The organism is Ruegeria lacuscaerulensis (genome assembly GCF_013034745.1).
GTDB lineage: Bacteria > Pseudomonadota > Alphaproteobacteria > Rhodobacterales > Rhodobacteraceae > Ruegeria > Ruegeria lacuscaerulensis_B.
The window spans coordinates 1-14102 of the sequence record NZ_WQGP01000018.1; the positions used below are offsets into that span (position 1 = coordinate 1).

Consider the following 14102-nt stretch of genomic DNA (forward strand, 5'->3'; position numbering starts at 1 on the left):
AACCGCCTAGACAAACAAACCCAAAAGCCCCGCAACAAAAGCGGGGCTTTTTTATCGCCGGATACGTGGCGTTTTGGAGGGAGCCCAATACGCGCCGTTTTGTTCCCTGGCTTTTTCGTAGGCCTGAACTTGGTTCAGTGCGTCTGCACCGCCTGCGTCGAACAACTGCCCAAGAAGGCATTCAAGGACAGCCATTGCGCCGGAATATGCAGAAAAGTGATGCAGGGATCTTGTGCTGACCGGGAACAGGACGTCGGGTTGAATGCCTGGTGCGACCACCTCGCTGTCGGTGATCAGGATGAGGCGCATCCGGCGGGCCAGCGCAGAGCGCATCGATTGGATTGTATCTGCGGAATAGGGGTGAACTGTGATGGCCAACAGGCAGTCTTGCTGGGTCGCGTCCACGAGGTCATCGCTGGCTGCGCCAACATGTCGTGGGATCAACTGTATTCCGGGATGTGCCATTCGGCCCACATACGAGAAATAGTAGGACAGCGCATAACTGGCGCGGGTGGCGGTGACAAAGCACCGCCGAGAAGACGTGATGACATCCAGCGCCTGCGCCGTTTTTTCGGGCGTCATCAACCGAAGGGATCGGGTTGTTACATTCAATGTGGTTTCGGCGAATTTGGCCTGTGCCTGATCGGCGGGCGTGCCTTCGTGCATTTCCGCTAGCCAGCTTTGGTTCAGGTGTCGCTCCCGATCAGTTAGCAGAGCATGGCGAAAGGGTGAGCGGAAGGCCTCGTAGCTGTCATACCCAAGTCTTTCGGACAGCCGGACCAACACATTGGTGCTTACGCCGATCTTGTCGGCAGACACTCGGATTGGGTCCAGCGCGATATTGCCGGGATGGTCGAGTACATATTTTGCGGCCGCTTGCAGGGCTGGGGGCAATTGATCGATTGTACCGCGCAAGCGTCGGGTTAGGGAATTGAGTGTCATATTCTGCATAAAAACAAATGTTTTGAAAAAGGCAAATTGAAAACACTGAAGTGAACCGTCATGTCCGAGGTATGCAAAAGGATGTGCCAATGTCTGCCCATAAGTCGTCCGAGAAACCCTATGTTCTGCTTGCGCCAAATGGGGCGCGGCGCGGGGTCAAGGATCATGCCTATCTTCCTGTGACGCTGGATCAGATCACGGAGACGGCGCAGGCATGTCATGGGGTCGGGGCGCAAGGTCTTCACCTACATATACGTGATACGCAGGGACGGCATAGTTTGGACGCGGGGCAATATCTGGAAACGATTGCTGAGCTGCGTAGACAAGTCCCGACGCTGGACATCCAGATCACGACCGAAGCGGTCGGTCTGTATGACGTGCAAGCACAGTACGACTGTCTGGCCGGGGTGAGGCCGGGTTGGGCCTCGGTTTCTGTACGCGAGATTGCGCGTGCGCCGGACCTCGCGGATCGGGTTTATGGGCTATGTGCCGAACAGGGGACGCGGGTTCAGCATATCCTCTATGATGCAACAGACGCTGCTTTGTTGGCGCAATGGCGCGCGTCGGGCATAGTGCGAATGGAACAGTCGGAGCATCTGTTGGTTCTGGGGCGCTATTCGGCAGGGATGAATTCAACGCCCGAGGATTTGGACAGGTTGCCGCCGTTCGATGGGCCCTGGATGGTCTGTGCTTTTGGGCCGCAGGAACATGCGTGCCTTGCGATGGCTGCGCAAAGGGGTGCTGACGTGCGTGTCGGGTTTGAAAACAGCCTGACGGACCACGCCGGAATCCCTTGGGCCGACAATGCGGCATCTGTTGCCGCTTTGGTAGAAACTTTGAAAGGGATCAGATCATGAGCCACGTTTTTCCACGCCATACCAAGGCTGATCTGCCAACTGCTGTTGGAGGCGACGGATGCTATCTGATCGACTCTCAGGGGCGTCGGTATTTGGATTGTGGCGATGCGGCGGTGTCTTGCCTTGGCCACTCGGATCCTGCGGTGATTGCCGCTGTTCAAGAGCAGGTTGGAAAGATCGCGTTTGCCCATTCGGGGTTCATGACTTCGGAACCGGCCGAGGCGTTGGCGGATCTGCTGATCAAACACGCGCCGGGTGATCTGGACCGCGTTTATTTTGTATCGGGCGGATCCGAGGCGACCGAGGCGGCGATAAAACTGGCGCGACAGTATTTTCTTGAGATCGGCCAGCCAGACCGGCGTCATGTGATTGCACGTCGTCAAAGCTATCACGGGAACACCTTGGGGGCCTTATCGGCCGGCGGAAACGCATGGCGGCGCGCGCAGTTTGCGCCGATGCTGATCGAGATGTCTCATATCCCGGCCTGCTACGAATACGGCGAGAAACCCGAGGATGAGAGTAGCTTTGACTATGGCCAGAGGGTCGCAAACGCGCTTGAGGCAGAAATCCTGCGGTTGGGACCGGACAGCGTGATGGCGTTCATGGCCGAACCCGTAGTTGGGGCAACATTGGGTGCGGTACCGGCGGTCGAGGGGTATTTCAGACGAATCCGCGAGATTTGTGACCAGTACGGTGTGTTACTGATCCTGGACGAAGTAATGTGCGGTATGGGGCGCACAGGGCATCTGTTCGCTTGCGATCATGAGGGTGTCGCCCCTGATATCCTGTGCATTGCCAAAGGTCTGGGGGCGGGATATCAGCCGATCGGGGCCATGATGTGCACCGGGAAGATTTATGGCGCAGTCCGAGACGGCTCCGGCTTTTTTCAGCACGGTCACACCTATATTGGCCACCCCGTGGCAACAGCAGCGGCACTTGCCGTTGTGACACAGATGATCGAGCGGGATCTGCCGCATCGCGTGATGCAGATGGGTTCGATGGTTCAGGACGCTTTGCTTGCCGAGTTCGGTCAGCACCCCAATGTCGGAGATATTCGGGGGCGGGGGCTTTTTCGTGGAATCGAGTTGGTCGCGGACCGTGTCACCAAAGCCCCCTTTGATCCGTCACAGGGTGTGGCTACCAAGATCAAAAAGGCCGCTTTAGCGGAAGGTTTGATCTGCTACCCGATGTCAGGCACACGCGATGGGCGATTCGGAGACCACGTTCTTTTGGCTCCTCCTTTCATTCTAAAGGAGACTCAGGTTGGCGAAATGGTCACAAAGTTGAGTAATTCTTTGGCCGCAGTCGTATAACGTGTTTGTGTACTGACAGCTCCTGTGTAATTAATACACTTATTCATTATTTTATTGTGAATGGGTGTGAGTAATGATCGCAGACATTTGGTCAAGTTTTCGGGCACTGCCACTATGGGTACAGTTATGGATGACGTTCATCCTTGTGCCTGTGAATCTCGGCACTCTGGCTTTTGTTGATCAACCGCAGGGTGCACTGATTGCGGCCTTGGCCGTGACAGGAATGGCGTTGAATATTCCTATCATGAGGGCCGCACGCGGCATGTCCAAGGCCATGGCTCTGCCTCATCTGATCTGCTGGGTGCCGATGGTGGCGATCATCATAATCCTGCTAACGGATGGAACTCCGCTGACCACCGGATTTGTTCGGTTTCTGGTTCTGCTTTTGATCGTCGATCTGATCTCATTGGGATTTGACTTGAACGACTCAATCGTGTGGCTGCGTGAACGGCAGGATGAACAGAAAAAAGCCCCCACGGCGGGGGGCTTTGAATAACATCCGGTAATTCTGATTACTTCTGAGGAAGCGGCCCGATCATCATGATCATCTGACGGCCTTCCATTTTGGGCATGTTTTCGACCTTGCCCAGATCCTTGATGTCCTCTGCCACGCGCTCCAGCAGTTCACGCCCAAGATTCTGGTGTGCCATCTCACGGCCTCGGAAGCGCAGAGTGACTTTGACCTTGTCGCCCTTTTCCAGGAACTTGAAAACGTTCTTCATCTTGACGTCATAGTCATGCGTGTCGGTGTTGGGCCGGAACTTGACCTCTTTCACCTCGATGACTTTTTGCTTCTTACGCGCTTCGCTTTCGCGTTTCTGCTGTTCGTATTTGAACTTGCCAAAGTCCATGATCTTGCAGACCGGCGGGTTCGCGTTTGGCGAAATCTCGACCAGGTCTAGGCCCGCATCTGCGGCAAGTTGCATGGCTTTGGCGGGATGAACCACCCCGACGTTGTCTCCATCAGCGCCGATCAGGCGGATTTCGGGGGCACGGATTCTTTCATTGACGCGCGGGCCGGTATCTCTCTGAGGCGGCGCGTTGTGAGGTCTGCGGGCTATGGGTTCATTCCTTTGATGATTGCAGAAATTCGAGCCCGAAATTTAGACCGCTCCGGTGCCTGATTCAAGCGTGATCCACGCCAAAACGATGGAATTTCGGTGGTTTCACAGCAGGTTTATGCGCCGGTCAGGGGTAACCCGGTGACCGGCGCGGCCTGACTAGCCTACAAAGGCCTTTTCGATGACGAATTCCTTGGGTTCGGAATTCGCGCCTTCACGCAGGCCGAACTCTTCCAGAATGGCTTTGATATCGAGGTTAAAGGCCAGTGAGCCACAGACCATAGCACGGTCGGTTTCCGGCTTGATGCCACCTTCGATACCCAGATCGGCAAAGACAGTGCCGTCTTGCAGCAGGTTGGTGATGCGGCCCATCTTGGGGCTCTCTTCCCGTGTGGTGGTCGGGTAGTATCGGATCTTGTCGGCGAAACCTTCGCCCATCAGCTCGGCCAGCATCTCGTCCTTACGGATGTCTTCGATCAACTGACGACCGTATTCCAGTTCGGCCACTTCGCGGCAGGTATGCGTGATGATGACCTCATCATAATCTTCATAGGTCTGCGGTTCGCGCAGCAGCGAGGCGAAGGGCGCAAAGCCGGTGCCGGTGGCGAAGAACCACAGGCGTTTGCCGGGCAGCAGGGCGTCATGTACCAGCGTGCCAACGGGCTTGGGCCGCAGGATAATCTGATCGCCGGGTTTGATATGTTGCAACTTTGACGTCAGCGGACCGTCCTGCACCTTGATCGAGTAGAACTCCAGCTCTTCGTCCCAGGAGGGCGACGCGATCGAATAAGCGCGCAGAAGCGGTTTTTGGCGGCCGGTCTTGGGGTCGGGATCGCCCATCAAACCGATCATCACAAACTCGCCCGAGCGGAACCGCAGCGAGGCCGGGCGCGACACTTTGAAGGAAAACAGGCTGTCGGTCCAATGCTTGACGTCGGTGACGGTCTGGGCGTCGGGCAGAACGGGGGCCTTCAAGGCGGTTGCTTCACTCACTGGTTTCATCTCTGTCATCGTTATATCCGCCAGTTGGGTAAACCGGCATCTCCGTTTAATCTTTGATCCACGTCAGGAAAAGGGGGCAGTTGCTCCCACGTCCTGTCCTCAAGCTGACCGATGGCGGTCTTAACCGCGCAGGCGGGCCTGATAGTTGTTGTCTTCCCAGTTCGACCGGGCCAGCCACTGATCTTCGGGCTGACGCTGGGCCAGTGCCTGGTCGATCTCGACCTCGTCAAAGCCGCTACGGCGAGCCATGGCGAATTGATCCGCCAGTACATGGCCGCGGGCGCGCAGACGGCCGGTATAGCCTTTCAGGCGCAAAATGCGGGCAATGGTAAAGCCGCGCCCATCAGCCGACGACGGAAAGTCCACGCGCACCATTTTGGCGCTGCCCAGACGTTCAAACAGCTCATCCGGATCGGTGTCCGAGGCCACATCCAACGCAACCACGTCATTGGCGGCGTCTTCCAGCGTAACAAACCCATCGGTCCAGTCGTCGGGGGCAAAGCCCTCATCATTTACGATTACGTTCATGTTGTCTCTCCGGCGCGCACCATCTTGCCATCGACAAAATGGATGCCGCATTCTTCCTTGTTCTGATCGCGCCAACGTCCGGCGCGAGGGTCTTCGCCTTCTTTGACCGGCGAGGTGCAGGGCGCACAACCGATCGAGGGGTATCCTTTAGCCACCAGTGGATGCCGGGGCAGGTTGTTTTCTTCCATATAGGCGCGCACATCCCCGGGCGCCCAATGGGCCAACGGGTTGACCTTGATCCGGCCAGTGCCGTCTTCGACCTCGAAGAACTCCAGCGCGGCGCGGGTGCCGGACTGAAACCGTTTGCGCCCGGTGATCCAGCCGCAGTAGCCCGTCAGGGCCCGTTGCAGCGGGAAGGTCTTGCGCAGGTTACAGCACGCATCCGTATCCCGCAGACGCAGGGCACCATAGGGGTCGTCGCGCTTCACATCCTCGTCCTCGGCGCGGATGATCTGCACGTTTTTAAGCCCCAGACGTTCGCTGACCTCCTGCTGGTATTCCAGCGTTTCGGTAAACAGCATCTGAGTGTCCACAAACAGCACCGGGGTCATCTTGTCGACCACCGCCGCCATGTGCAGCAACACTACCGACTCGGCCCCAAAGCTGGACACCAGGGCAAGATCTTCAATCTGGTCAATGGCACCGTGCATCACGTCATGCGCGCTGTGGTGCCGGAACCGGGCGTTCAGCGCCTCGACTTTTTCGGTCAGTTCGCTGCGGTCTTTGCCCAGTTCCGTCTGGATCAGATCAAGCGGCATTCGCCTGAGCCTCGGGGTACAGAGCTGCCTTGAACGGAGCCATGCCGACACGGCGATAGGTCTGCAGGAACTCTTCTTCGGGGCTGTCGCGCTGTTCCAAATAGGTGTTCACGATCCGCTCGACCGCCGGGACGATTTCATCATAAGCAAAGCCTGGACCGGTACGGTCGCCGATGGCTGCCGTTTCAGTGCCGTCGCCGCCCAGAGTGATCTGGTAGTTATCGACGCCTGCACGATCCAGACCCAGAATGCCGATGTGACCCACATGGTGGTGACCACAAGCGTTGATGCAGCCCGAGATCTTGATCTTCAGGTGGCCGATATCATGCTCCAGCTTAAGATCGTCAAAGCGGGTTGCGATTTCCTGTGCAACCGGGATCGAACGTGCCGTGGCCAGCGCGCAGTAATCCATGCCGGGGCAGGCGATGATGTCGCTGATCAGGCCGATATTTGCGGTGGCCAGATCGTATTCCTTCAGCTTGGCGTGGATCGCGGGCAGGTCCGATTTGTGGACATGCGGCAGGATCACGTTCTGCTCGTGGCTGATGCGCAGCTCATCATAAGCGAACTCTTCAGCCAAATCGGCCATCACGCGCATCTGTTCTGTGGTCGCATCACCCGGTGTCGCGCCGTGCTTTTTGATCGAGATCGTGACAATCGCGTGGTCCGCGTTCTTATGCGGCGCGATATTGGTATCGACCCACGAGCGGAACACTGGATCGTTGGTATAGGCGCTCTCAAAGGACGCGACCGAGCCCTTACGGAAATCAGGCGCTGCAAAGTGGCCCTTGATCTCTTCCAACAACGCCATATCGGCGCCTTTGAATTGGGGGCGGACCTGAAGGAAGCGCTCGTTTACCTTGGCGCGGATGGTGTCGATGCCGTTTTCATGAACGGTGATCTTGATGCGCGCTTTGTATTTGTTGTCACGGCGGCCGATCTGGTTCCAAACAGACACAGTCGCTTCAAGATAGGCCAGCAGGTCGTCAAAGGCGACGAAATCCGACAGTTCCTTGCCGATCATCGGCGTACGGCCCAGACCACCGCCCACGATCACGCGGGCGCCCAGAACGCCGTCGCGTTCAACCAGTTGTAGGCCGATGTCGTGCGCTTTGATTACAGCACGGTCGTTTTCCGAACCGGTGATGGCGATCTTGAACTTACGCGGCATGAACTGGAATTCCGGGTGATCGGTGGACCACTGGCGCAGCAGTTCGGCATAGGGGCGAGGATCGGCGATCTCGTCCGCGGCGGCACCGGCGAAATGGTCGGCGGTCACGTTGCGGATCGTGTTGCCCGAGGTCTGGATGGCGTGCATGCCAACCTCGGCCAGCGCGTCCAGCATATCCGGAACGTCGTTCAGCTTAGGCCAGTTATACTGGATGTTCTGGCGGGTGGTGAAATGGCCATAGCCCTTGTCCCACTTCTCGGCCAGCAGGGCCAGTTGGCGCATCTGTGCACTGGACAGCGTGCCATAGGGAATGGCGACGCGCAGCATGTACGCGTGCAGTTGCAGATACAGGCCGTTCATCAGACGGAAGGGTTTGAACTCATCCTCGGTCAGCGAGCCGTCGATGCGACGCTCAACCTGGGCGCGGAACTGCTTGTTACGTTCTGCCAAAAATGCTGTGTCGAACTCGGAGTAGCGATACATGATTAGCTGTCCTTAGTTGCAGCCCCGATACCTTGGGGCCTTTTTGGGGAGAGAGAGGGCCAGAGATCAGGCCCGGGGCTGCGTTGTTGTTTCCTGCTTGCCGTGGGCATAGTTGGACGGGCCGGTGCGGCGGAAGTCCTCGCGGAAATGGGTGGGTTCGGGGCCGTTTTCACCGGCCACTGCATCGGCCAGATATGCGCCGACGATCTTATTGGCTTGACGCGCGGCATCCAGCAGGCGGACCTGAGCGTGGGCCTCGTCGGTGATCAGCTCGGCCTCGGCCAGGTCGCGCGACCAACGGTCATCGGCGGTCAGGTAGATCACGTCGCCTTCTAGCAGGTCATTCGCAGTGACAACTTTGGGGGTAAAAGCGCGGGCCATCAGGCGTGCTCCTTCTTGAATTCGGTCAGGGTCTTGGCCGCTTGGCGCGGGGCAAGGCCGTAAAAAGTCAGGGTGGGGCCGTCCATTTCGGCGGCGTTCAGATCGGCGGGCAACTGGTCCAGATTGGTTGACACGATGCGCTGATCAGGGCGCGAGGCGTTTTCCACCAATGTGATGGGCGTGGCGCGGTCGGCGCCGTGCATGATCAGGCGGCCCTGGATGAACCGAGCCGATTTTTTGCCCATATAGATTGCCGCGACAGAGCCCGGACGCGCCAGTGCTGACCAGTCGTGATCGGCAAAGCCCTTCATGTCGTGGCCGGTCAAGAACCGGACCGAGGAATTGCGGCCGCGCCGGGTAAGGCTTTGGCCGATACCCGCCACAGCGCCCGAGGCAGCTGTAATACCGGGGATGATGGTCCAAGAGATGCCTGAGGCTTCAACGGCTTCGATCTCTTCGTCCAGACGACCAAACACGGTGGGGTCACCAGATTTCAGGCGTACGATCCGCTGACCTTTTAACGCATGTTCCACCAATAGGGCGTCGATATCCGCCTGTTTCCACGAAGGACCAAAACCGGCTTTACCCACATCAACCAGAGCAGCCGTTTTTCCCGCCATCGCCAAAACCTCGGCACTAATCAGGCGGTCATGAAGTACGACATCCGCGCGCTCGAACGCACGCAGCGCCTTGAGCGTCAGCAATTCAGGATCGCCGGGGCCCGCGCCGACAAAGTCGACATGCCCTGTGCCATCATATGAACGTGCGTCTTGCATAGTTGATTCCGGTTGGTTTGACTTGACCTGCAATATAGGAAATATTCCCAGTATTACGCCATATGGGCGCTTAAATAAGAACATACGTTCCTGTAAAATTGGAATGTGGAACGTGGGTTTCGAAACGAGGGATAAATTGGAATGTCGGTGCGAATAGACGACACGGATCGGAAAATTCTGGTTGAGCTTCAGCGCGATGCCAGTCAATCGCTGGACGAAATAGCAGCGCGGGTCGGCAGCTCCAAGACCCCGGTCTGGAATCGGATCCGCAAGCTAAAAGGGGCCGGAGTCATCGGTCAGCAGACCGTTTTGCTGGACGCCGAGGCGCTGGGGTTCGAGGCTACGTTTTTTGTGCTGATCAGAACCTCAGAGCACGAGGCTGATTGGCAGCGCAGGTTCCTCAAGGCCTTGCGGGATCGGCCCGAAGTGCAAGAGGCGCACAGGCTGGCGGGAGATATCGACTATATCCTGAAAGTGCGGGTCAAGAACGCGCGCGCCTATGATGAGTTCTACCAAACCCTGATCTCGGAAGTGCGGGTCCACAACGTGACCGCGCTGCTGTCGATGGAGGAGATCAAGTCCACCACGATGTTGCCCTTGGGTGCTTTGGTCGACGGATAGTTTCAGGTTTCCACTATCAAGCGCTGCAAGCCGTGGAAGTGATAGGTGTTGTCATAGGCCGGTGCTTCGCTCAGGCGTAGAGAGGGGCACCGATTGAACAGGATTGACAGCGCGACTCGCATTTCTAGCCGTGCCAACGGCGCCCCGACACAGAAATGCAAGCCGCCGCCAAAACTGGTGTTGGTGACAACCGGGCGGGTTGGGTCAAACTGATCGGGGTTGGTCCACACTGCCGGGTCTCGGTTTGCCGCCCCTAAAAGCAAGGCCACCTCGTCGCCGCGTTTGAAACTGTGGTCGAACAGGGTGACGTCTTCGTAAGCATAGCGCGTGAACATGTGCAGCGGCGGATCGTAGCGCAGGATTTCCTCGACCGTTCCGTCTATGACACCCGGCTGAAAGACGCTGCGATCAAGGCCCAGTTCCAACGCTGTCTTCACGCCGTTGCCCAGCGAATGCACGGTTGCCTCATGTCCGGCGTTCAGCAGCAGGACGCAAGTGGCGACCAATTCATCGCGCGTCAGTTTCTCGCCATCTTCCTCGGCTGCAATCAGCCGGGTGATCAGGTCATCACGCGAATCCGTGCGACGGCGGTCGATATAGCTGTTCAGGAAATCAGTGAATTCTTGCGAGGCTGCGGCTGCATCTTGTTCGGTCTGTGCCGTTCGGCTGGCCTGATACATGGCGACCATGGAATGGGACCAACGCAGCAGGTCCGGCGACATCTCCTCGGGTACGCCCAGCAGGCGGCAGATGGTGATCACGGGCACTTGGGTGCAAAACCGGTCCAGCAGATCGAACGGGGAATCCGGGAAATCGTCGATCAATGCGTGGGTCAGGTCTCGTATTGCGGGCTCTAGCGCAGTAATCGCGCGCGAGGTGAAGGCGCGCATCACCAAGGCCCGCAATCTAGTATGGCGGGGTGGTTCCAGCTCAAGCAGGGAATGCGCCTCGATCGCCAACCATGGGGCGAGGTGCCTTGGGCCCGGCTTTTGCATCTCGGCTGGGGTTTCACGGCCAAAGCGGCGGTCTTTCAGCAACGTTTGCACGGCCTTGTGCGAAACGGCGGCCACAATCTGATAGTCGTCCCAATAAATCAGATCGCCGGATGCGCGGGCATGGTGATAGAAAGGGTAGGGGTTTTGGAAGAAGTCCGGTGCAACCGGGGATTGGGTAAGCGTCTTCATTCCAAGGACACTTGCCATGAGGCCCGGTGAATGCAAGACCCTATTTCATGCAAAGGGTTTGGGTTGTTTTGGGTTTTGTCTTGTCTGTCGCGCTGTTGGCGGCAGGGGTGTGGTCATACGGCTACCGGCAGGCGCTGCTGCAACTTAGTGACAAGGCCGAGGCTGATCTGGAACTCGCTGCCGACCGGCTGAGCACTCAGATGCAGGTCTATCAGGAACTTGCCGTTCTGATGGCCACACATCCTGCTTTCGACACGCTGGAGACCGAAGCACAACGGCGCGATGCGCGCTTCGTGCTGTTGGATGTTGCCGACAAGACAGCGGCGGTCGATATGATCTATCTGGACCGCGACGGTCAGGTTCTGGCCTCGGCACAACCGGCGGCACAGACCAATATGGCCGATCACCCTGCCTTTGAGCGTGCCTTGCAGGGCGCGATGGGCAGCGCGCATGGGGTGTTAGACGCGACCGGGGACCGGATCTATTCTTACGCCGCCCCCGCGTTTGGCCCCGAAGGGCAGGTGGACGGGGCATTGATGGTCATCGCCGACGTGCAGGATGTCGAGCAGACATGGCGCGGCAGTACCGAGGCTGTTTTCTTTGTCGATGCCGAGGGGGTCGTGTTCATCTCCAATCGCTCGGACCTATTGTTCTGGCGCCGTGACGACGGCCAGCTGGGGCTATCTCCGCCAACCGGTGAGTCCGTGGCCTTCGCCTCGGTCCAAGTGGGACCGCATGAGTTGTGGGAGGTCGATTGGGGTCGGTATTTACCGCAACGTGCCTTGCATCTGACGCTGGATCTGCCAGTGATCGACATGACGGCCGAAGTGCTGGTCGATGTTGCTCCGGCCCTGCGCTTGGCCGGGTTGCAGGCGGCGACGGTGGCGGCAATCTGTCTGGCCTTTGGGGCTTTGTTGTATCTGGCCACCGAGCGCAGGCGCACTTTGGCCTTGGCCAATGTCGAGTTGGAAAGCCGCGTGGCGCAACGCACTCATGAACTGACGGATGCCAACACCGCCCTGCGCCGCGAAGTGCATGAGCGACAGGAGGCGGAAACCGCCCTGAAACACGCGCAGGAAGAATTGGTGCAGGCTGGAAAACTCAGCGCATTGGGGCAGATGTCTGCTGGGATCAGTCACGAGTTGAACCAGCCACTCATGGCGATCCGGCAATTCGCCGATAATGGAACCGCTTTTCTGACCCGTGGACGCGAGGAAAAGGCCGCTGAGAACCTAACCCGCATTTCCGATATGGCCGCACGTATGGCCCGCATCATCAAGAACCTGCGGGCGTTTGCGCGCAATGAAAGCGAGCCGATGAGCAAGGTTGATCTGGTGCAGGTCATCGAAACCGCGATCGAACTGACCGAGGCGCGTTTGCGCGCGGATGGGGTGGTTCTGGACTGGACCCCTCCGGTGCGGCCTGTGTTCGCGTGGGGCGGAGAGGTGCGTCTGGGGCAGGTTTTCGTCAACCTGATCAACAACGCCGCCGACGCCATGAGCCAGCAACCCGAGCGGCGGATCGACATTGAAATACATGATGACGAAAAGCTGTCGGTGACAGTCCGCGATATCGGTCCGGGGATTGAAAATACGGAAAAACTGTTCGAACCGTTTTATACGACCAAAGAGGTCGGCTCCTCAGAGGGGATGGGGCTGGGTCTTTCGATCTCGTACGGGCTGGTGCAAAGCTTTGGCGGCAATATTCGCGGTGTGAACTCGAATCCAGGGGCGACCTTTACGGTTGAACTGGAGTATTTTCGGGAAGATGAAGTGGTATGACACGCAAGGTTCTTCTGGTCGATGATGACGCGGCGGTCCGCGAGGCATTGGCGCAAACGCTGGAACTGGCGGATTACGCGCCGGTCACGGCAGGTTCCTTTGTTGCGGCCAAGGACCATATTCGCGCGGATTTTGCGGGGGTCATCGTCTCGGATATCCGCATGCCCGGACGGGACGGGTTTTACCTTTTGAACTACGCGTTGGAGATTGATCCCGAGTTGCCGGTGATCCTGCTGACAGGCGAAGGCGATATTCCAATGGCCGTTCGGGCGATGGGCAAGGGTGCGTTCGATTTTCTGGAAAAGCCCTGTGCGGCCTCTGATCTGCTTGAGGTGCTGGAACGGGCGCATCTGGCGCGGCGGCAAGTGCTGGAACAGCGCGCCTTGAAACAGGAGTTGGAAAAGGGCGACCCGGCGGCGCGGCTTCTGTTTGGTCTGTCTGCGCGGTCGGAGGCGTTGCGGGACCGGGTGCGTTCAGTTGCGCCGACTGGGGCCGAAGTTCTGGTGACAGGACCTGCGGGCAGTGGGATATCAAAGGTTGCTGAGGTGGTTCATTTGATGTCACCGCAATCGCAGGGCCCATTCGTCAAGCGGCCCGCTTCGGGCATGTCGGTTCAGTCTTTGCAGCAGGTGTGTGAGGACGCGGCTGGTGGGTCACTGTTCCTTGACGAGGTTTCGGTGATGCCGAAAGACACCCAATATGCGGCGCTTGAAATCATCGAGCAGGGGGTTGGGGCACGGATCATCGCCGGCACCACTGCGGATCTGGCGGATCTGTCCGCAACAGGGCAGTTTCATGCGGACCTGTTCTATCGGTTGGATGTGATGCGCGTGCGCATCCCGTCCCTGTCCGAGCGGCCCGAGGATATCCCGGTGATCTTTCGCCACTACGTCGCGCAGGCTGCGGAACAGGCTGGCATTGCAGTACCTGACATCTCTTCCGAACATTTGGCGGCTTTGATGTCGCAAGATTGGCCAGGGAATGCCCGGTCCTTGATGTCAGCGGCCATGCGCTTTGTGCTTGGGATGCCGGATGAGGTGGGCGCCGCCACTGAGTTGGGTCTGAGCGAGCAGATGGCCCAAGTTGAGCGGTCACTTTTGATCGCGGCGCTGGGGCGCCATAACGGCAAAGCATCGGACGCGGCCAAGGCGCTGAAACTGCCGCGCAAGACATTTTACGACAAGCTGGCTCGCTATGGCATTCGGCCCGAGGATTATCGCAGGTAGGTGCTCCCGCCCGCTTTC

At 58.3% G+C, this 14102-nt stretch carries 15 protein-coding genes; 6 read left to right on the forward strand and 9 right to left on the reverse strand.

Translation table 11 applies throughout. The annotated features are described in order from the left end of the window. Positions 1-51: 51 nt before the first annotated feature. Positions 52-942 carry a MurR/RpiR family transcriptional regulator gene (locus GOV79_RS21720; RefSeq protein WP_331252784.1) on the reverse strand — a complete coding sequence of 297 codons (891 nt, stop codon included), beginning with the start codon at positions 940-942 and terminating at the stop codon, positions 52-54. 89 nt (positions 943-1031) lie between these two features. Here GOV79_RS21720 and GOV79_RS21725 point away from each other — a divergent pair, with 89 nt between their 5' ends. From GOV79_RS21725 to GOV79_RS21735, 3 genes are all read left to right on the forward strand, one after another. Further along, a complete protein-coding gene (locus GOV79_RS21725) occupies positions 1032-1799 on the forward strand; it encodes a beta-keto acid cleavage family enzyme (RefSeq protein ID WP_170791726.1) in 768 nt (255 codons plus the stop codon). Further along, a complete protein-coding gene (locus GOV79_RS21730; RefSeq protein WP_170791727.1) occupies positions 1796-3112 on the forward strand; it encodes an aspartate aminotransferase family protein in 1317 nt (438 codons plus the stop codon). The genes GOV79_RS21725 and GOV79_RS21730 overlap by 4 nt, the downstream gene beginning before the upstream one ends. Positions 3113-3242: 130 nt before the next feature. Beyond that, complete coding sequence (locus tag GOV79_RS21735) at positions 3243-3608, forward strand: hypothetical protein (protein WP_237215911.1); 366 nt, start codon at positions 3243-3245, stop codon at positions 3606-3608. Positions 3609-3624: 16 nt separating this feature from the next. Here the strand turns inward: GOV79_RS21735 and infC are convergent, their stop codons facing one another. The 7 genes from infC to cobA all read right to left on the reverse strand — a co-directional run bounded on the left by infC (position 3625) and on the right by cobA (position 9272). Next, a complete protein-coding gene (gene infC, locus GOV79_RS21740) occupies positions 3625-4215 on the reverse strand; it encodes a translation initiation factor IF-3 (protein ID WP_456239037.1) in 591 nt (196 codons plus the stop codon). Positions 4216-4332: 117 nt separating this feature from the next. Beyond that, the gene (locus GOV79_RS21745) at positions 4333-5184 is read right to left on the reverse strand and encodes a ferredoxin--NADP reductase (RefSeq protein ID WP_170791728.1); all 852 of its coding nucleotides are present in this window, start codon (positions 5182-5184) and stop codon (positions 4333-4335) included. A gap of 111 nt (positions 5185-5295) precedes the next feature. Beyond that, positions 5296-5703, reverse strand: a complete 408-nt coding sequence (locus tag GOV79_RS21750) for a DUF934 domain-containing protein (protein WP_170786575.1) — start codon at positions 5701-5703, stop codon at positions 5296-5298. Further along, a complete protein-coding gene (locus GOV79_RS21755) occupies positions 5700-6461 on the reverse strand; it encodes a phosphoadenylyl-sulfate reductase (protein WP_170791729.1) in 762 nt (253 codons plus the stop codon). The genes GOV79_RS21750 and GOV79_RS21755 overlap by 4 nt, the downstream gene beginning before the upstream one ends. Further along, positions 6451-8115 (reverse strand): nitrite/sulfite reductase, encoded by a 1665-nt coding sequence (locus GOV79_RS21760; protein WP_170791730.1) that lies wholly within the window; start codon positions 8113-8115, stop codon positions 6451-6453. The genes GOV79_RS21755 and GOV79_RS21760 overlap by 11 nt, the downstream gene beginning before the upstream one ends. 66 nt (positions 8116-8181) lie before the next feature. Then, a complete protein-coding gene (locus GOV79_RS21765) occupies positions 8182-8496 on the reverse strand; it encodes a DUF2849 domain-containing protein (protein WP_170786582.1) in 315 nt (104 codons plus the stop codon). Further along, positions 8496-9272, reverse strand: coding sequence for a uroporphyrinogen-III C-methyltransferase (gene cobA, locus GOV79_RS21770; protein WP_170791731.1), 777 nt, complete (start codon positions 9270-9272; stop codon positions 8496-8498). The genes GOV79_RS21765 and cobA overlap by 1 nt, the downstream gene beginning before the upstream one ends. A gap of 141 nt (positions 9273-9413) precedes the next feature. Between cobA and GOV79_RS21775 the strand changes: the two genes are divergently transcribed. After that, positions 9414-9893, forward strand: a complete 480-nt coding sequence (locus GOV79_RS21775) for an Lrp/AsnC family transcriptional regulator (RefSeq protein WP_170786584.1) — start codon at positions 9414-9416, stop codon at positions 9891-9893. Positions 9894-9895: 2 nt separating this feature from the next. Here GOV79_RS21775 and GOV79_RS21780 read toward each other — a convergent pair whose 3' ends face one another. Then, positions 9896-11077, reverse strand: coding sequence for a cytochrome P450 (locus GOV79_RS21780; protein WP_170791732.1), 1182 nt, complete (start codon positions 11075-11077; stop codon positions 9896-9898). A gap of 47 nt (positions 11078-11124) precedes the next feature. On the opposite strand from GOV79_RS21780, the gene GOV79_RS21785 reads away from it, so the two are divergent. Then, positions 11125-12858 (forward strand): sensor histidine kinase, encoded by a 1734-nt coding sequence (locus GOV79_RS21785; RefSeq protein ID WP_170791733.1) that lies wholly within the window; start codon positions 11125-11127, stop codon positions 12856-12858. Beyond that, positions 12855-14084 carry a sigma-54-dependent transcriptional regulator gene (locus GOV79_RS21790; RefSeq protein WP_170769617.1) on the forward strand — a complete coding sequence of 410 codons (1230 nt, stop codon included), beginning with the start codon at positions 12855-12857 and terminating at the stop codon, positions 14082-14084. The genes GOV79_RS21785 and GOV79_RS21790 overlap by 4 nt, the downstream gene beginning before the upstream one ends. Positions 14085-14102: the final 18 nt, after the last annotated feature.

Bases quoted from the DNA above. Each gene is read 5' to 3' on its own strand.
- cobA (WP_170791731.1), bottom strand. From the start codon at position 9,272: ATGCAAGACGCACGTTCATATGATGGCACAGGGCATGTCGACTTTGTC.
- GOV79_RS21720 (WP_331252784.1), bottom strand. From the start codon at position 942: ATGACACTCAATTCCCTAACCCGACGCTTGCGCGGTACAATCGATCAA.
- GOV79_RS21725 (WP_170791726.1), top strand. From the start codon at position 1,032: ATGTCTGCCCATAAGTCGTCCGAGAAACCCTATGTTCTGCTTGCGCCA.
- GOV79_RS21735 (WP_237215911.1), top strand. From the start codon at position 3,243: ATGACGTTCATCCTTGTGCCTGTGAATCTCGGCACTCTGGCTTTTGTT.
- GOV79_RS21750 (WP_170786575.1), bottom strand. From the start codon at position 5,703: ATGAACGTAATCGTAAATGATGAGGGCTTTGCCCCCGACGACTGGACC.
- GOV79_RS21755 (WP_170791729.1), bottom strand. From the start codon at position 6,461: ATGCCGCTTGATCTGATCCAGACGGAACTGGGCAAAGACCGCAGCGAA.
- GOV79_RS21760 (WP_170791730.1), bottom strand. From the start codon at position 8,115: ATGTATCGCTACTCCGAGTTCGACACAGCATTTTTGGCAGAACGTAAC.
- GOV79_RS21790 (WP_170769617.1), top strand. From the start codon at position 12,855: ATGACACGCAAGGTTCTTCTGGTCGATGATGACGCGGCGGTCCGCGAG.
- GOV79_RS21775 (WP_170786584.1), top strand. From the start codon at position 9,414: ATGTCGGTGCGAATAGACGACACGGATCGGAAAATTCTGGTTGAGCTT.
- GOV79_RS21745 (WP_170791728.1), bottom strand. From the start codon at position 5,184: ATGACAGAGATGAAACCAGTGAGTGAAGCAACCGCCTTGAAGGCCCCC.
- GOV79_RS21785 (WP_170791733.1), top strand. From the start codon at position 11,125: ATGCAAAGGGTTTGGGTTGTTTTGGGTTTTGTCTTGTCTGTCGCGCTG.
- GOV79_RS21730 (WP_170791727.1), top strand. From the start codon at position 1,796: ATGAGCCACGTTTTTCCACGCCATACCAAGGCTGATCTGCCAACTGCT.
- GOV79_RS21780 (WP_170791732.1), bottom strand. From the start codon at position 11,077: ATGAAGACGCTTACCCAATCCCCGGTTGCACCGGACTTCTTCCAAAAC.
- GOV79_RS21765 (WP_170786582.1), bottom strand. From the start codon at position 8,496: ATGGCCCGCGCTTTTACCCCCAAAGTTGTCACTGCGAATGACCTGCTA.